The organism is Kribbella deserti, assembly GCF_042434725.1.
Classification (GTDB): Bacteria; Actinomycetota; Actinomycetes; order Propionibacteriales; family Kribbellaceae; genus Kribbella; species Kribbella deserti.
Genome location: NZ_JBHLTC010000008.1, coordinates 25,743 through 41,155, shown reverse-complemented (window position 1 = coordinate 41,155; position 15,413 = coordinate 25,743). Strand labels below are relative to the sequence as shown.

General features: G+C 66.9%; 17 protein-coding genes. 8 read left to right on the top strand and 9 right to left on the bottom strand.

All coding sequences use genetic code 11. The features are described from left to right. Positions 1 to 151: 151 nt before the first annotated feature. The 3 genes from ACFFGN_RS07415 to ACFFGN_RS07405 all read right to left on the bottom strand — a co-directional run bounded on the left by ACFFGN_RS07415 (position 152) and on the right by ACFFGN_RS07405 (position 2,855). Positions 152 to 817 (bottom strand): response regulator, encoded by a 666-nt coding sequence (locus tag ACFFGN_RS07415; protein ID WP_380044589.1) that lies wholly within the window; start codon positions 815 to 817, stop codon positions 152 to 154. Positions 818 to 1,011: 194 nt separating this feature from the next. Then, a complete protein-coding gene (locus ACFFGN_RS07410; RefSeq protein ID WP_380044588.1) occupies positions 1,012 to 1,692 on the bottom strand; it encodes a response regulator in 681 nt (226 codons plus the stop codon). Beyond that, positions 1,689 to 2,855: a sensor histidine kinase gene (locus ACFFGN_RS07405; protein ID WP_380044587.1), complete on the bottom strand. Its 1,167-nt coding sequence runs from the start codon at positions 2,853 to 2,855 to the stop codon at positions 1,689 to 1,691. The genes ACFFGN_RS07410 and ACFFGN_RS07405 overlap by 4 nt, the downstream gene beginning before the upstream one ends. Positions 2,856 to 3,016: 161 nt before the next feature. Between ACFFGN_RS07405 and ACFFGN_RS07400 the strand changes: the two genes are divergently transcribed. Then, on the top strand, positions 3,017 to 3,478 hold the full coding sequence (locus tag ACFFGN_RS07400; RefSeq protein ID WP_380044586.1) for a DUF6069 family protein: 462 nt from the start codon (positions 3,017 to 3,019) through the stop codon (positions 3,476 to 3,478). Here the strand turns inward: ACFFGN_RS07400 and ACFFGN_RS07395 are convergent. Next, a complete protein-coding gene (locus ACFFGN_RS07395; RefSeq protein ID WP_380044585.1) occupies positions 3,454 to 4,146 on the bottom strand; it encodes a FadR/GntR family transcriptional regulator in 693 nt (230 codons plus the stop codon). The two genes, ACFFGN_RS07400 and ACFFGN_RS07395, sit on opposite strands and share 25 nt — an antisense overlap. 111 nt (positions 4,147 to 4,257) lie before the next feature. On the opposite strand from ACFFGN_RS07395, the gene ACFFGN_RS07390 reads away from it, so the two are divergent. After that, positions 4,258 to 5,472, top strand: a complete 1,215-nt coding sequence (locus ACFFGN_RS07390) for an alpha-hydroxy acid oxidase (protein WP_380044584.1) — start codon at positions 4,258 to 4,260, stop codon at positions 5,470 to 5,472. Here the strand turns inward: ACFFGN_RS07390 and ACFFGN_RS07385 are convergent. The 3 genes from ACFFGN_RS07385 to ACFFGN_RS07375 all read right to left on the bottom strand — a co-directional run bounded on the left by ACFFGN_RS07385 (position 5,441) and on the right by ACFFGN_RS07375 (position 9,239). Further along, a complete protein-coding gene (locus ACFFGN_RS07385; RefSeq protein WP_380044583.1) occupies positions 5,441 to 6,598 on the bottom strand; it encodes a sensor histidine kinase in 1,158 nt (385 codons plus the stop codon). The two genes, ACFFGN_RS07390 and ACFFGN_RS07385, sit on opposite strands and share 32 nt — an antisense overlap. Positions 6,599 to 7,362: 764 nt before the next feature. Further along, positions 7,363 to 7,995, bottom strand: a complete 633-nt coding sequence (locus ACFFGN_RS07380) for a pyridoxamine 5'-phosphate oxidase family protein (RefSeq protein ID WP_380044582.1) — start codon at positions 7,993 to 7,995, stop codon at positions 7,363 to 7,365. Then, a complete protein-coding gene (locus ACFFGN_RS07375) occupies positions 7,995 to 9,239 on the bottom strand; it encodes an MFS transporter (RefSeq protein WP_380044581.1) in 1,245 nt (414 codons plus the stop codon). Before ACFFGN_RS07375 ends, ACFFGN_RS07380 begins: the two co-directional genes overlap by 1 nt. 135 nt (positions 9,240 to 9,374) lie before the next feature. Between ACFFGN_RS07375 and ACFFGN_RS07370 the strand changes: the two genes are divergently transcribed. The 4 genes from ACFFGN_RS07370 to ACFFGN_RS07355 all read left to right on the top strand — a co-directional run bounded on the left by ACFFGN_RS07370 (position 9,375) and on the right by ACFFGN_RS07355 (position 12,492). After that, the gene (locus ACFFGN_RS07370; protein ID WP_380044580.1) at positions 9,375 to 9,476 is read left to right on the top strand and encodes a putative leader peptide; all 102 of its coding nucleotides are present in this window, start codon (positions 9,375 to 9,377) and stop codon (positions 9,474 to 9,476) included. Between the two features lie 107 nt (positions 9,477 to 9,583). Beyond that, positions 9,584 to 10,801, top strand: a complete 1,218-nt coding sequence (locus tag ACFFGN_RS07365) for an acyl-CoA dehydrogenase family protein (protein ID WP_380044579.1) — start codon at positions 9,584 to 9,586, stop codon at positions 10,799 to 10,801. Positions 10,802 to 10,813: 12 nt separating this feature from the next. Further along, positions 10,814 to 11,923 (top strand): dimethylsulfone monooxygenase SfnG, encoded by a 1,110-nt coding sequence (sfnG, locus tag ACFFGN_RS07360; protein WP_380044578.1) that lies wholly within the window; start codon positions 10,814 to 10,816, stop codon positions 11,921 to 11,923. A 155-nt stretch (positions 11,924 to 12,078) separates the two neighbouring features. Next, positions 12,079 to 12,492, top strand: a complete 414-nt coding sequence (locus ACFFGN_RS07355; RefSeq protein WP_380044577.1) for a hypothetical protein — start codon at positions 12,079 to 12,081, stop codon at positions 12,490 to 12,492. Position 12,493: 1 nt separating this feature from the next. Here ACFFGN_RS07355 and ACFFGN_RS07350 read toward each other — a convergent pair whose 3' ends face one another. Beyond that, positions 12,494 to 12,967, bottom strand: coding sequence for an HIT family protein (locus tag ACFFGN_RS07350; RefSeq protein WP_380044576.1), 474 nt, complete (start codon positions 12,965 to 12,967; stop codon positions 12,494 to 12,496). A gap of 133 nt (positions 12,968 to 13,100) precedes the next feature. Next, positions 13,101 to 13,784: a helix-turn-helix transcriptional regulator gene (locus ACFFGN_RS07345; RefSeq protein WP_380044575.1), complete on the bottom strand. Its 684-nt coding sequence runs from the start codon at positions 13,782 to 13,784 to the stop codon at positions 13,101 to 13,103. Positions 13,785 to 14,058: 274 nt separating this feature from the next. On the opposite strand from ACFFGN_RS07345, the gene ACFFGN_RS07340 reads away from it, so the two are divergent. Both ACFFGN_RS07340 and ACFFGN_RS07335 read left to right on the top strand, forming a co-directional pair. Then, a complete protein-coding gene (locus tag ACFFGN_RS07340; RefSeq protein ID WP_380044574.1) occupies positions 14,059 to 14,685 on the top strand; it encodes an alpha-ketoglutarate-dependent dioxygenase AlkB in 627 nt (208 codons plus the stop codon). 83 nt (positions 14,686 to 14,768) lie between these two features. Continuing rightward, positions 14,769 to 15,410 (top strand): class I SAM-dependent methyltransferase, encoded by a 642-nt coding sequence (locus tag ACFFGN_RS07335; protein WP_380044573.1) that lies wholly within the window; start codon positions 14,769 to 14,771, stop codon positions 15,408 to 15,410. Positions 15,411 to 15,413: the final 3 nt, after the last annotated feature.

Genomic DNA, 15,413 nt, shown 5'->3' with positions numbered 1-15,413 from the left:
GCCACTAGCTGGTCGGGTTGATCGGTCTCCCGTTCGAATAGTCGAACGGTGCGTTGAGGTTCGCCTCGAAGTTGGAGAGACCGATGCCGCGCGTCGGCCGTCCTCACAGCATGGCGACCCGAATAGGCCCGACGTCTGACTGGCTGGCCGCTTAGCCCAGCCAGCCGGGGCGGACGAGACCCGTCTGATACGCCACTACGACGAGCTGAGCGCGATCGCGCACACCAAGCTTGATCATCGCACGGCTGACATGGGTCTTGGCCGTCGCGGGACTGAGCACCAGCCGCGCGGCGATCTCGTCGTTCGAAAGGCCTTCACCGACAAGCGCCACGATCTCCCGCTCGCGCTCGGTCAATACGTCAAGTTCCTTGGTGGCATGGGGTTGCCGACTCCGCGACGCAAACTCCGCCACCAACCGCCGCGTCACCCCAGGCGACAGCAAGGCATCCCCGCGAGCAACAACCCGCACAGCCTGCAGCAACTCCACCGGCTCCGTGTCCTTAACGAGAAACCCGCTCGCCCCAATCCGCAGAGCCTCGAACACGTACTCGTCCAGATCAAACGTCGTCAGAATCACCACGTGCACGTCAACCAGCGAAGGATCGGCCCCAATCAGCCGAGTCGCCTCCAGCCCATCCATGCCCGGCATCCGGATATCCATCAACACAACATCCGGCTTCTCCACGCGGGCGACTCGCACCGCCTCGGCGCCATCCGCAACCTCACCAACAACGGTGATGTCATCCTCGGCGCTCAACAACGCCCGGAACCCAGCCCGCACCAACGCCTGGTCATCAGCCAGCAGAACCCGAATCACCCGCCCACGCTAACCCACCCCAGCGTCACCAAGCGCGCGCTCACGCCAACTGCCTCTCGGCGCGCGTTGACCTGAGCCGCCTCCCCGCGGTCCCAATTGGCTCGTGGTGAAGGGCGCCCGTGCGCCGTATGGGCGGGTACGCCGGTGGCGTTGCCGACGCCGGTCTGAACGTCGTGCTGGTGACTCCTGGTGGGTTAGGCGAGGCCGGCGTCGTGGGCTAGGAGGGCTACTTGGGTGCGGTTGCCGACTTCTAGTTTGGTGAGGATTCGCGTGACGTGGGCTTTGACCGTGGCGACGCTCATGAACAGGTCGGCGCCGATCTCCGCGTTCGAACGGCCTCTCGCGATCGCGAGCATCACGTCGTGCTCACGAGGGCTGAGGCGAGCGAGCACCTGCCGGGCCCGTTCGTGCGCGCCGGCCGCGGTGGCCGCCCGGTCCATCAGGCGGCGGGTGATCGTGGGGGACAGGATCGGCTCACCCGCGGCAGCCTTGAGCACCGCCGTGACAATGTCCACGGGTGGGCTGTCCTTGAGTAGGAACCCGCAGGCCCCAGCGCGCAAAGCGTTGAGCACGTTGTCGTCACTGTCGAAGGTGGTCAGGACGACAACCTCCGGCGGATTCGGACGCGCCCGCAGGCGGCGCGTGGCCTCGATGCCGTTCATCCGGGGCATCCGGATGTCCATCAGCACCACCTCGGGCCAATGTGCGTTGACCGCGTCCGGTACTTCCTCGCCGTCGGCGGCCTCGGCTACCACGGAAATCCCCTTCGCGCCGTCCAGCATCATCGCCAGTCCGGCCCGGACCAGCGGATCGTCGTCGACCACCAGCACCCGGACCACCGTCATATCGTCCTCGGCTGTTGGTGCCTGCATCATGACGGCCACGGTAGCGACGCCTCCAAACACCATCGCCCTTCTGGATCGGTTCGATGATCCAGCTGGCCTCCCGCGAGGTTCACCCGTTCGGTCAAGCCGACCAAGCCCATCCCGCTGCCGACCGTGGCAGTCGGGAGCCTGCTCCGGTGATTCACGATCGAGATGACCAGATCGGCGCCTGGTTCGCCCTGCAGGTTGACGGTCACGGGTTCTCCAGCGGCGTGCCGTCGCGCGTTCGTGAGCCCTTCCTGCATCACGCGGTAGGCGGTCCGCACCGTTGCTGAGGGCAACAGCTCAGCCCGCCGCAGGGTGGCGTTGTACCGGATGACATGACCGGCGCCGCGCGACTCCTCAACCAGTCTGGCCAGGTCGTTGACCGTCGGTTGCGGCCTGCCGTCGCTGAGGCTCTCCCCGGACAGGTGGTCGATCTCGGAGCGCCGGAGCACACCGATCACGTCGCGCAATTCGTCGAGCGCCTGATGCACGCCCTCGCGAACCACCCCCGCCGCACGAGCGATTTGCTCCGGCGACGACTCGGGCCGATATTCCAGCGCCCCGGCGTACGTCGCCAGCAGGGACAACCGGTGCGCCAGCACGTCGTGCATCTCCCGAGCCATCAGATTGCGCTCCATCGCTCGAGCCTCCGCCACGCGCCGCTCCTGCTCGGCCTCGGCTCGCTGAGCCCGCTCCCGCAACGAATCAAGCAGCGCCTGCCGGGCGTGGGCCATCGCCCCGAAGGCGAGTAGGGCGGCATGGACCGCCACAACCAAGACGACGTACCACCAGTAACCCAGGCCGGTGATCGGGCGCCAAAGTCCCTGCACGGCATGACCCGCGATCCCGGCGAGAGCGATCGCGGCGGCGGTCCGGAATGGGCGGCGGCGGGCCGTCATCAACGTGCCGAGCGTGGCCGCGGTTGTTGCCGCCGGAGAAGCCGCCGCGAGCAAAGCCATCGGAAGCGCTCCGGTGGCAGGCCTGGTGAACAGCAGCAGCGTCAGTCCGCAGCAGAGCACGCCGATTGCGATGTCGAGCGCCAACAGCCCGGCGCCATCCGAGTTGGTGTGGCGCCCGACGATGGTGGCCGTTGTGAACACCGCGATCGCAGCCACCGCCGCCGGCGGCATCCACCTTGGCGGCCGCGCCGTCATCTCGTCGCATTCCATAGGCCCGACAGTAGGCCGCGTTCAGCCCGCCGAGTACCGACCAAAGTCTAGGTCTGTGGATCTTCGGCCTACCCCTTCTTAGCCACCAGGCCGATGCCGAGTGGTGCCCGCCACCAGCAAGCTCATCCCCAACAGTTGGCCTCGACGAACGGTGAACCCTGATGACCACACAAATGACGACCACCCGCTCCAACCTGAAGCTGCACCGCCTGCAGATCACCGCGCTAACCGTAGGAATGGCCGCCTTGGTCTGGGCTGTTCTCCGCATGACCGGCGTCGACCTGGAGGTCAGCTGGGGTCCATCCACCCGCAAGGTGGACATCGTCTCGGTGGTCTTCTCCGCCCTGGTGATGGCTCTGCTGGCATGGGCCTTTCTGACCACCCTGGAACGCCTTGCCACCAGTCGCCGCCACAGCAGCGGCCGTCCAATCAACCCATCGTGGATCTACACCGTCGCCGCCTCAACGTCCTTGGTCCTCTCGCTCCCAAGCCCCATCGTCCAAGCCGTCGGCTGGTCCGACGCCTTGGGCCTGGTCCTACTCCACCTGACCGTTGGCGCCGTGCTCATCCCCGGCCTCCGGCGTACAGCGAGCAAGGGTCAGCCGAGGCGGGCGGCTCGGTAGAAGCCTTCGATGTGGGAGGTGACCTCGGTGGCGGCGCGGGTGGGGTCGCCGGCGCGGATGGCGGCAATGATGGCGCGGTGTTCGGCGCGGAGGCCGATCGCGGTGGCGTCCCAGTCGGGCAGGTTCGGTACGGCGGCCAGCACGTACCCGTGGATGGCGGATCGCAGCGAGGACATCACGGCCGCGATCAGCACATTGCCCGCGAGACCGGACAAGGCGACGTGGAACTCCGCGTCGAGCAGGTGGAAGTCCTCCGGCGGAATCGACGGGTCGTCCATCGTGTCGAGCAGGGCCTCCGCGGCCTGGAGTTCCGGCTCGACGTCGGTCCGGGTGGCGGCCTCGCGCGCTGCCCAGGACTCGAGCAGGACGCGGGTTTGCACGATGTCCCGGATCGGCAGGTGGTTCGTGGCCAAGTGCAACCGCAGCAGCGAGGTCATCGGGGAGCTCGGCTCGGCCACGATCACCGCTCCAGCGTCCGGGCCCGAGCCCACAGCCGTCCGGACCACGCCGAGCGCCTCCAGAACACGGATCGCCTCGCGTACCGAAGGCCGGCTGATGCCGAGCTGTTCGGCCAGCGCGCGCTCACCCGGAAGGCGACCGCCCAGGCGCAGGCGGCCCGCGGCGAGATCGGCCTCGACGTGGCTGAGGACGAGCTCGTAGTTCTTCATACGGACACTGTAGTGGTGTGGTCAGACCACAGGACGTACAGTGTGGTCAGACCACACGATCGAACACCGTCAGGCCCGTCGGGCGCGACGCTGAGATCCCGGAGAGTTCGCATGACCGACCGCCAGATTCCCCGCTGGTCCGAGCTGAAGCCGCTGCTGCGTCCCAAGCCGCTGACGCTGGATCCGACCGAGCGCCGGCTTAGCAAGGCCCTGACCATTGCGGACCTGCGCGCGATCGCGAAGCGTCGTACGCCGCGGTCGGTCTTCGACTACACCGACGGCGCGGCCGAGCGGGAGATCAGCCTGGGCCGGGCCCGCCGCCTCTTTGCCGAGATGGAGCTGCGGCCGTCGATCCTGCGCGACGTGTCAGATATCGACACCGGTACGACGATGCTCGGGAAGCGGTCCGCGCAGCCGTTCGCGTTCGCGCCGACCGGGTTCACCCGGATGATGAACCACGAGGGTGAGAGCGCCGTCGTGCGAGTGGCCGATCGGGCCGGCATTCCGTACGCGCTGTCGACGATGGGAACCACCTCGATCGAGGATGTCGCCGCGGCCGCGCCGAACGCGCGCAAGTGGTTCCAGCTGTACGTGTGGAAGGACCGCGACTCGGGGGAGGACCTGGTCAAGCGCGCCGCCTCCGCCGGGTACGAGGCGCTGATGCTGACGGTGGATGTGCCAGTCGCGGGTGCGCGCCTTCGCGACGTACGGAACGGGTTCACGATTCCGCCATCGCTGACGGCGAAAACCGTGCTGGACGCGGCGTCGCATCCCGCGTGGTGGATGAACCTGCTGACCACCAAGCCGCTCACCTTCGCCTCGCTGTCGAGCTGGGACGGTACGGTCGCGGAGCTGCTGGACAAGCTGTTCGACCCGACGATGACGATCGACGACCTGGCCTGGTTGCGTTCGATCTGGTCCGGCCCGCTGATCGTCAAGGGCATCCAGACCGCAGAGGACGCGCGCCGGGTGGTGGACGCGGGCGCCGACGCGATCGTGCTCTCCAACCATGGCGGTCGCCAGCTCGATCGGGCGCCAACCCCGCTGCGCATCCTGCCGGAGGTTTCGAAGGCGGTCGGCGACAACGCGGAGGTCTACCTCGACACGGGCATCATGAGTGGCGCCGACATCGTGGCGGCGCTGGCGCTAGGAGCTGACGCGTGCCTGGTCGGCCGGGCTTACCTGTACGGCTTGATGGCCGGGGGAGAGCGCGGCGTGCAGCGATCGGCGGACATCCTCAGCGCGGAGATTCGGCGCACGATGGCTCTGCTCGGCGTGCGTCAGGTGTCGGACCTCAATCCGGATCACGTTCGTCTGCCGCAGTGATGGGGAACTGAGCCGTCACCCGGAAGCCGCCACTGGGCGACCGGGTGATGCTCAGCGAACCGCCGAGGGCCGTCGCGCGCTCCCGCATACCGACCAGGCCGTTGCCTTCGACAACCGTTTCGGGCACGCCGCGGCCGTTGTCGTCCACGCGCACCTCGAAGGCGGTGCCGCCGTACTGCAGGTGGACCTGGACCGAGGTTGCGCCGCTGTGGCGAACGACGTTGGTCAGCGACTCCTGGATGATCCGGAACGCCGCGCGCTCCACGCTGGTCGGCAGGGGATGCGGCGCGCCGGCGGTGGTCTGCTGCACCTCCAGCCCGGCGCCGGAGGTCCGGTTGAGTAGTTGCCCGAGCCGCTCGAGGCCGGGCACGGGTTGTCGTGGCGCGGACTCGTCGGACTGCCGCAGCACGCCGACGATGGAGCGCAGCTCAACCAGCGCCTCCTTGCTGGCCTCCTTGATCGCGGCCAGCGCCGTCCCCGCCTGCTCGGGTTGCCGGTCCACGAGGTGCAGCGCGACACCGGCCTGCACGTTGATCAGCGAGATGTGATGCGCTACCACATCGTGCAGCTCCTGGGCTATCCGCAGCCGCTCCTCGCCCGCGCGGCGTAGTTCCTCTTGTTTGCGGGTCCGCGCGACGGCGGCCGAGCGCTCGCGGCCGTTGCGCACCAGCTCGGCGACCACGACCATCACCACGAACCAGGCGCCGACCGCGAGGCTCTGGTAGACCCCGTCCTCGTTGATGCCGAGCACCATTCGACCGAGCACATGCCCGCAGTAGAGCCCGGCCGTCGCGATCCAGCCGGCCAGCCGATGGCCCGCGATCACAACCGAGAACACCGCGATGACGAAGCTCAGGATGATCGGGCCGTACGGATACTGCAGCAGCATGTACGCGAGCGTTGACACCGTCACCGCGGTCAACACGACCACGGGCCGGCGGCGCAACCAGTACAAGGCGATCGGCCCGATCAGCGCGAGCAGCACCATCAGCAGGTCGGGCTCGCGCCGGTCGGCCTGGCCGCGATAAGCGCCGAACGACCCGGCGACCTGCACCACGCCGACCGCAAGCGGCATCCACAACCGGCGCAGCTGCTGCCGGCGGGATTCGGGCTGAGTACTGGTCACGTATGAACCGTAGAGCCCGGCAGCGACAAAATCATCGTCGCCACGGCGTATCCGCCGCTGCGCCCGTGGGAGTAGTCGCAGCGCTGCTTAGCCGTCAGGCGTCGGCTTCGGGTGGTCCCGAAATGGCAGGCTCTTTGGCAGGTGAGGGCGAGGTTGACTGTGAGCTGACTGACTCAATGAAGACGAGTGCCGATGACGGAACGCCATTACGGAGATCAAGGAGACCGGAGAGTGCTCCATAGAGTTCTTCCGGTCCCATATAAGCCTCACGGGCCAATGCCAGCCGGGCCCTGCGCTCCAGGTCCTGCCAAGCGTACCGCCGTTGTAGGTTCGATACCTGTCGAGCCTCAGGGCGAACGAATCCAACCGCCGCGGACAGGCTTGCTGCGCACAAGGCAAGGATCGCAGCGGGGACACGCCCACCAGGTGATGCAAGCCCAGCCGCGCCTGCTATTGCTGCCAGCACTGCAGCAGGTAGCCCGAATGAGAGGTGCACAACGTTCCACAGCTTGCTGCGCCTCCGCGCACGGCGGGCGGCTTCAATGCTTTCGTCGATGATTCGCTCGACCTCGCGAATCAAATGTCGCATTTGCGGCGACAATTCTTGCGCCGCGGCGGAGTGATCTTCGGTGACGGCCTGCCCCATTTATCCGCCTTCTCCTACATTGTGTCCGAACTCGCCATGCCGGCAGCTCGGTAAGCATATCGGAGCTGTCGGCGAGCGGCCGGGGACTGCGTGGCGGAGTCGTGACGGCTGCGTAACGTCAGGACGCGTACAGCCGGTCGGCGTAGCTGGGGCCGTAGTACTGCTCGAGGAAATTGAGGTCGTCGTTCGGCCGCTCGAGCGCCTTGGCGATGCGCGGGCGGCTTGGCACGGCGTCGAGGTTCCAGGTCTCCGGCTTCCAGATGCTGGAGCGGAGGAAGGCCTTCGAGCAGTGGTGGAAGACCTCGTCGATCTCGACCAGTAGCGCCAGCTGAGGGCGATGACCCTTCACCACCATCTGGTCGAAGAACGGCGCGTCCTTGACCAGCTGGGCGCGTCCGTTGATGCGCAGCGTGTCGCCACGGCCGGGCAGGATGAAGATCAGGCCGACGTGCGGGTTGCTCAGAATGTTGCGGAATCCGTCCATCCGGCGATTGCCCGGGCGCTCCGGCAGGGCGATCGTGCGGTCGTCCAGCACGAGGGCCAGGCCGGCCGGGTCGCCCTTCGGGGAGACGTCGCAGTTGCCGTCGGCATCGGAGGTGGCGACCAGGCAGAACGGCGACGCGGCAAGCCACTGGCGGTCGAGCTCATGCAGAGCGGGTCGGGCCTTCTCGGCGGTGGCCTTCAGGGGCGGCGGAACGATCTCCCGCAGCTCTTCGGGAGAGGTGATCTCGACCAGTCCGGGGATTTCCATCAGTGCGCATACTCCTTTGTAGGCAAGGAACTCCGTGCTGCCCATCGTACGGCGGGACCAGTCAGCCAACTGGTTCCTAGGAACAGCGCACCAACCACTAGCCAGCCGATCGGGCCCCAGCCGAGCACTACCGTCGTAAGGAGGACCGGGCCGAGCATGCGGGCAATAGCCGGCCCACTTCCGAAGAAGCCCTGGTACTGGCCTTGCTTGTCCGCAGGCGCCAAACCGAAGCTGATCTCCCAAGAGCCCGAGGCAAGCAACATCTCGCCAACAACCAGTAGAGCTGCGCCAAGTCCCAGTACCAGCACAGCGGACTCCGTCGACAGTCCTGCGGCCGAGACTGCGAATACCGCGCAGGCGAGCAGCATGGCCACGCCTGCCGTCCGTACCGACTTGGCCGCGCTCTGAAGGCTGGTAACCCGCCGGGCGAACTTCACCTGGAACAAGGTGACAGCCATGGTGTTGAGCACGAGGAGTGCCGCCATAGTCCACCCGGGTGCGTCCGTACGGGTGACGATCCACAACGGCATCACCAGACTCAGCAACGGCATGTAGAGCAACATGATCGAGTTGAGCAAGGTGAGTACGGCGTAAGGCTTGTCCCGCAGTACGGCGAGCCTCGGCCCGGCAACTCGGGTGGTTGCCGCTGGGACCGCCGGGAGTCGGTGCAGCGCCATAGCCGCCACGAGGAAGCTCAGGCCGTCGATGGCGAATACGACCAGGTACGCCGTGGTGGTGTCGACCGTGAGGGCCAAACCGCCTAGGCCGGCTCCGATGGCTAGTCCCGCGTTGACGGTCGACTGGAGGTACGCCCGTACGGTGGTTCGCTCAGCCGCATCAACCAGTCCAGCGAGTAGTGCCTGTCTAGCCGCGGCCAAACCTGTTTGAGCTGTCGCGTAGACGATCGCGGCTAGTACGAACAACGGGAACGACCGGACGAAGAGGAACGCCCCGACGGCTGTAGCGGTGAGAACGGCCAGCAGGATCGCCGTGCCGCGCGGGCCTCGTCTGTCGGCCAGATGGCCGAGTGGGACGCCGGTTAGGAATCCCAGCGCCCAGGCGATCGTGAGGCCTAGGCCGACCTGGCCCGCGCTCAGGCCGACTACTCGGGTGAAGAACAGGGCCGACGTGACGAGGAAGGCGCCGTCGCCGATGGCGTTGGCCAACTGAGCAAGCGCCAAACCCCTGGCGTGACCTGCGGGCGGTAGAAGGCCGGCGGTTCGGCGTACGGCGGTAGTGGTCATGTCAGCTCCCTGGACTCGGTGGTTCGAGCCTAGAAGTTGAGCGGCCCACGCGGCAGTGCCATTTAGGCCCGTATCTCATGGGCCACTTTCGTCTGCCGTGCCGGATGATGAGAAGGACTGGAACGTGGTTGACGAATGTCTAGTAGGTCTGTTGACATTAACCCCATGACCGCCGAATTGATCTTGGTGCAGCGCCGCCACATCGATTTGCTGCGTGTCGCCTCGCAGGCGTGTTGATCCGCCTCGTTTCCCGTAGTACGCCGCGGCTGCTGCCGTCCTGGCGCTGAATTCCCCTGTGCGTCCGTAATCGATCGCACGATCTCATCCTGGAACGAGGAATGACCATGACCACTGTTTCGCATCGCCCTGCCCTGACCGCCGTGAATCCGAAAAACCCCGAGGAATGGATCCAGCGTGCCGCCGAGGTGGCCGCGATTCTCGCCGTCGACGCCGCTGAGCGGGACCGCGCCGGCGCCACCCCGTTCGAAGAGGTTCGCCTGTTGAAGGAATCCGGCCTCGTTACTTTGCTCGGGCCGGCTGAACATGGCGGTGGCGGCCAGACCTGGCCCACGGCGTACCAGGTGATCCGGACCGTTTCGGCGGCGGACGGCTCGATCGGCCAGTTGCTCGGCTATCACCTGCTCTGGTTCTGGGCCGCACGCCTGGTCGGTACGCCTGAGCAGATTGCCCACGTCGAGGCGGAAGCCACCAAAAACAAGTGGTTCTTCGGCGGCGCGGTCAATCCGCGCGACGAGGACGTGGTGGTGACCGACGAGGGCGACACCATCGTTTTCAACGGCCACAAGACCTTCTCCACCGGCGGCAAGGTATCGGATGTCACCGTGCTGGAGGGCACGCTGCTGGGCAGTGACACGCACGTTTTCGCCATCGTGCCGTCGGATATCGACGGCCTGAACTTCCACGACGACTGGGACAACATCGGCCAGCGGCTCACCGAAAGCGGCAGCGTCAGCCTGAATCACGTTCGGGTCGGCTGGGGCCAGGCGGCTGGTTTCGTCGATAAGGTCTTCCAGCCCCGGGTGTACAACACGCTGAATGTGCCGACGATTCAACTGGTCTTCGTGAACTTCTATCTGGGTATTGCCCGGGGTGCGCTGGAAACGGCCGTCACGTATACCCGCGAAAAGAGCCGTTCCTGGTTGCATGGCGGTTATGAGAAGGCCGTGGATGAGCCGTATGTCATCGATATCTACGGCGATCTCACCTCGAAACTCTGGGCGGTCGAAGCGCTCACCGACGCCGTCGCCCTCGAAGCGCAGGTGATCCACGAGAACGCGTGGAACGTCACCGCCGAAGAGCGCGGCGAACACGAGGTACGCGTGGCCGCGGTCAAGGCGCGCGCCACCGACGTGGCACTGGAGGTGACCAGCCGGATCTTCGAGGTCACCGGGGCGCGTGCCACGGCGACCAAGGAGGGCCTCGACCGGTTCTGGCGCAACGTACGGACGCACACGCTGCACGACCCCGTCGCGTACAAGCGCCGCGAGGTCGGCCGGCACCTGCTCACGGGCGAACTGCCCGAGCCCACCTGGTACTCCTGAGAGGCAAGGTCCATGACCACGGAAAGATTGTCCGACCAGATCAAGTTCGCCTACTGGGTTCCGAACGTCAGTGGCGGTCTGGTCACCAGTGACATCGAACAGCGGACCAGCTGGGACTACGAGTACAACAAGGTGCTCGCGCAGACGGCCGAGCGCGCGGGCTTCGAGTACGCGCTGAGCCAGGTCCGCTACACCGCCAGCTACGGCGCCGAGTTCCAGCACGAGTCGACCAGCTTCAGCCTTGCGCTGCTGCTGGCGACTGAGCGGCTCAAGGTGATCGCAGCGGTTCATCCCGGCCTCTGGCAGCCAGGCGTACTCGCGAAGCTGGGGGCGACGGCGGACCACCTGTCCAACGGCAGGTTCGCGGTGAACGTGGTCAGTGGCTGGTTCAAGGGGGAGTTCACCTCCCTGGGAGAGCCGTGGCTCGAGCACGACGAGCGCTACCGGAGGTCTGCCGAGTTCCTGCAGGTACTGCGCCGGCTGTGGACGGAGGACAACGTGGAGTTTGCCGGGGACTTCTACCGGATCCGCAACTTCACGCTGAAGCCCAAGCCGACCGTGGTTCCTGAACTGTTCCAGGGCGGCAACTCGACCGCTGCCCGGGACAACGCGGGCAAGTACTCCGACTGGTACTTCTCCAATGGCAAGGACTTCGATGGCGTGACCGAACAGCTTGTCGACGTACAGCGGAGTGCGCGGCAGGCGGGTCGTGAGGTCAAGTTCGGGCTGAACGGCTTCATCATCGCGCGGGATACCGAGAAGGAGGCCCGCGAGGTGCTGCGCGAGATCGTTGCCAAGGCCAACAAACCTGCGGTCGAGGGGTTCCGCGACGCGGTTACGCAGGCGGGCGCCTCCGCGCCCAACGGCAAAGGCATGTGGGCGGACTCGTCGTTCGAGGATCTGGTCCAGTACAACGACGGCTTCAAGACGCAGCTGATCGGAACGCCCGAGCAGATCGCGGAGCGGATCGTGGCCTATCGGCAGCGGGGCGTTGACCTGATCCTGGGCGGCTTCCTGCACTTCCAGGAAGAGATCGAGTACTTCGGCGCCAAGGTACTGCCGCTGGTTCGGGAGCTGGAAGCGTCGCAGACTGACACGCGGGCGGTGCTGGCCGGGGCCTGACGTCTCCGCACGGGATCGGGTCTGACGTCGCGGGGCTGGGTGGATCAGGTGCCACCCAGCCCTGCGGCTTCGCTTCGCCGGAGTTTCTCCGATCAGCGCCAAATTGGCTTGTGGATAACGCGGATCCGGGCTGAAAACCGGTGCATTCTCCCTGCATGGGATTTCAGGATCTACCACTGGATTGGCAGGACCGGTCGGTTGCGGACCCGCAGCTGACGGCTGACATCGTCGACCTGTTCGTGACCGAGGAGGGCCGGCGCGAGGGCACGCTCTACTTGCTCTTCTGCGACGGCCAGAACCGCGTGCGCGCGCCGATGGCCATTGGGAATATCGGGGCGAAACGGCCGGAGGAGTTCGGGCTCTTGCTCCGGCCGTTGTTCGAGCTGGTTCGCCAAACAAGACCTGAGGCCGGTCTGCTGATGGCTCTCGCCAGGACCGGCCTGCCCGACGTCACTCCGGTCGACCGGGCGTGGGCGGACGCTGCCCGTCGGCTGTGCGAGCAAGTGGCTATGCCGTTGCTCGGCTTCTACATCGCCGTGCCCGAGCGGGTGGTCGACGCCATGGGCTGAATCAGCTGTAGCGAGTTCTCAGGTCGGCCAGTTCCGCGACGAGCGCCTCGCGTAGCTCGTCGTGCTCTGGACCGAGGGGCGCGTTCTCGCGGTACGAGCGGGGATAGCTGGTTTCCGGCCCGATGATGAACTCGGCCGGTTCCCAGTCGTAGCGCGCGTGGATATGGGCGTGGAGGTAGGTGTCGAAATTGCCCAGAACGGCGTAGTTGACCCGGCGGAACTGCGGATCGCGGCGTTGGCAGACCCGATGTACCGCCTCCCCGAGCAGATCCACGTCGGCGAGGAAGGCGAGTCGGCGTTCGCGTGGCAGGTCGGCCAGGCGATCCTCGGCGGGGTTGTCGGTGAGCAGGACGCAGTACCCGGGCAGGTGCTGGTTGTCGCCGATCACCGCGAACCCGGTCGCCAGCCGGGCCAGCACGGTCGGGTTCTCGCCACGCAGCGCCGATCCGATCCGGTCAGCTCGCCAGTCACTCATGCCGCCAAGGCTAGGGGAAGCCCGGGCCGCTCGTGGTTGTCGCGTCCGCATGTGGTCTGGAGGCGCGATCGGCCGGGATGAGGGTCCCGACGTACGTCGCCGGGCAAGCCATTATTCCGGCGTGTGGCTGGGTTTAGCTGGCGCGGGTGCCGAGGTGGTCCCGGTTGCTGGCCGGATCCACGAGCCAGCCGCGATCGGCCGCCTTCACGCCCGCCTGGAAACGGCTCCGGGCGCCGAGGCGGTGCATGAGCTGCGCCATCGAACGCCGGACCGTGCGAACCGAGATGCCGAGCTGAGCCGCCGTGACCTCGTCGGTCGCTCCGAGCGCGAGCAGCCGAAGCAGGTCCCGCTCGCGGTCGGTGACGTCGGCGTCCGTGGGCGGATCACCGGCCGCCAGCGGCACGGCGACGGGCCAGATCCGCTCGAACAGTTCGGTGGCGGTGGTCACCACGCTCGGCAGGCGCAGGACGAGCACGTTGCCGGTGGACGAGTCGGCCGGCAGTACCGCGATCGAGCCGTCGATCACCAGCGCGTCGATCGGCACCTCCGGCATCGTACGGACGTCCACCCCGCCGAGCGCCAACGTGCTGAGCCGTCGGTACTGGGCGGCCGAATTCCGGGCGCTGTCGGGGAACACCGCGCGATACCGCAAGCCGCGCCGGGCGGGTGGTTCGTGCCGGATGCCGCCCGCACCGGAAAGCGTGCTCAAGGCGATCACCTCACGCCGTGCCGCCGCGAGCAACGTGTGCACGCCATCGGTCACCGGCACGCGATGGATCCGGTCCGGCTGGTCCACGATCGTCAAGAGCCTGTGCATTGTTAGGCACCCCCAGGAAGTGACACGTCGGGGACGACGGTTTACCCGCCGCCCGGTCATCCCGCCGCTGGCCGGCTGGGCCGGGGTTCGCGCTGGGTGACCGTTCATGCACGTACGATCCGTGGCCGCGATGACATTTTGATGACACGCCCCGTCACTCGGCCTCTACCTATGCCTAGATGTGGCTCCCAGTCGCCTCGTGTCGCCACCTGGTGCCGGCCGAGGCTGGGTTTTAAGGGAACACCTGTTCGAGCAGGCGAGGTATTGTGGGGTCATGACCGCGCTTCAGGCATCGCTTTTCGATCAGGTGGACGAGCCTGCTCTGACGGCGTTGACCGGCCTCCGGCGCACATCTCTGTCGCGCGGGGCCTGGATCGACGTACTGCCCGGCTGGCTGAGCGGAGCAGACCCGCTGTTCGACCGGTTGGCCGCGGACGTGCCCTGGCGGGAAGAGCGCCGGCAGATGTATGACCGAGTCGTCGACGTGCCGCGCCTGCTCTGCTTCTACGACGAGGGCACGCCCTTACCCGACCCGGTGCTGACTGAGGCCAAGGCGACGTTGAGCGCGCACTACGCGGAGGAGCTGGGGGAGCCGTTCCGGACGGCTGGGCTTTGCTACTACCGCGACGGCCGGGACAGCGTCGCCTGGCATGGCGACAACCTCGGGCGCGGCAACACCGTCGACACGATGGTCGCGATCTTGTCCGTTGGCGCGCCGCGAGCGCTGCTACTACGTCCACGAGGCGGTGGTGGAGAGACCATTCGGCACCAGCTCGGCCACGGCGATCTCATCGTCATGGGCGGTTCCTGCCAGCGCACGTGGGAACATGCCATACCCAAAACCACCAAGTACGTCGGCCCTCGCATCAGCATCCAGTTCCGCCCCCGCGGCGTCCGCTGACCAGTTCAGCCGATCGGGCTGCGGTGACGCTGCCCGGCGAGGCGTGGTTGACACTGTGCGGCCCAACGCAGCACGGTCGTCGTATGAGCCCAACCCTGTCGCACCCGCTCTTCGCCCGGATCTATGTCCGGTTGCGGCCCACCATGGACAGCCAGGGCGTCACCGAGCACCGACGGCAGCTTCTCGAGGGCCTGACTGGTCGCGTTGTCGAGGTTGGCGCCGGCGATGGTGGCAACTTCCCGTTCTATCCGGCGGGTGTGACAGGCGTCGTGGCGATCGAGCCGGATCCCTACCTCAGGGCCAAAGCGACGCAGGCTGCCGCTGAGGCATCGGCCGACATCAAGGTCGTGGAAGGCCTCGCGAGTGAGCTGCCCGTCGACGCCGGCACGGTGGACGCGGTCGTGATGTGCCTTGTGCTGTGTTCGGTGGAGGACCAGGGCGCCGCGCTCGACGAAGCGTTCCGCGTACTGCGGCCAGGTGGTGAGCTGCGGTTCTACGAGCACGTCGCGGCCCAGACCGGCACCCGCCTCGCCCGGGTACAGCGGATCGCCGACGCGACGCTCTGGCCACGCCTGATGGGTGGATGCCACCTCGGCCGGGACACCGTTTCCGCGATCGGCGCGGCAGGTTTCCTGATCGACGAGCTCGAGCGGTTCGCCTTCCCGCCGGACAAACCGTCGCCGGCGTCCCCGCACGCGATGGGTCGCGCCACCCGGCCGGCTTGAGCA

What these genes read in the sequence shown, in the direction of transcription:
- sfnG (WP_380044578.1), top strand. Translation starts at nt 10,814, where the DNA reads ATGACCACGGAAAGATTGTCCGACCAGATCAAGTTCGCCTACTGGGTT.
- ACFFGN_RS07410 (WP_380044588.1), bottom strand. Translation starts at nt 1,692, where the DNA reads ATGATGCAGGCACCAACAGCCGAGGACGATATGACGGTGGTCCGGGTG.
- ACFFGN_RS07350 (WP_380044576.1), bottom strand. Translation starts at nt 12,967, where the DNA reads ATGAGTGACTGGCGAGCTGACCGGATCGGATCGGCGCTGCGTGGCGAG.
- ACFFGN_RS07390 (WP_380044584.1), top strand. Translation starts at nt 4,258, where the DNA reads ATGACCGACCGCCAGATTCCCCGCTGGTCCGAGCTGAAGCCGCTGCTG.
- ACFFGN_RS07380 (WP_380044582.1), bottom strand. Translation starts at nt 7,995, where the DNA reads ATGGAAATCCCCGGACTGGTCGAGATCACCTCTCCCGAAGAGCTGCGG.
- ACFFGN_RS07395 (WP_380044585.1), bottom strand. Translation starts at nt 4,146, where the DNA reads ATGAAGAACTACGAGCTCGTCCTCAGCCACGTCGAGGCCGATCTCGCC.
- ACFFGN_RS07375 (WP_380044581.1), bottom strand. Translation starts at nt 9,239, where the DNA reads ATGACCACTACCGCCGTACGCCGAACCGCCGGCCTTCTACCGCCCGCA.
- ACFFGN_RS07400 (WP_380044586.1), top strand. Translation starts at nt 3,017, where the DNA reads ATGACCACACAAATGACGACCACCCGCTCCAACCTGAAGCTGCACCGC.
- ACFFGN_RS07340 (WP_380044574.1), top strand. Translation starts at nt 14,059, where the DNA reads ATGACCGCGCTTCAGGCATCGCTTTTCGATCAGGTGGACGAGCCTGCT.
- ACFFGN_RS07355 (WP_380044577.1), top strand. Translation starts at nt 12,079, where the DNA reads ATGGGATTTCAGGATCTACCACTGGATTGGCAGGACCGGTCGGTTGCG.
- ACFFGN_RS07345 (WP_380044575.1), bottom strand. Translation starts at nt 13,784, where the DNA reads ATGCACAGGCTCTTGACGATCGTGGACCAGCCGGACCGGATCCATCGC.
- ACFFGN_RS07405 (WP_380044587.1), bottom strand. Translation starts at nt 2,855, where the DNA reads ATGGAATGCGACGAGATGACGGCGCGGCCGCCAAGGTGGATGCCGCCG.
- ACFFGN_RS07370 (WP_380044580.1), top strand. Translation starts at nt 9,375, where the DNA reads ATGTCTAGTAGGTCTGTTGACATTAACCCCATGACCGCCGAATTGATC.
- ACFFGN_RS07335 (WP_380044573.1), top strand. Translation starts at nt 14,769, where the DNA reads ATGAGCCCAACCCTGTCGCACCCGCTCTTCGCCCGGATCTATGTCCGG.
- ACFFGN_RS07365 (WP_380044579.1), top strand. Translation starts at nt 9,584, where the DNA reads ATGACCACTGTTTCGCATCGCCCTGCCCTGACCGCCGTGAATCCGAAA.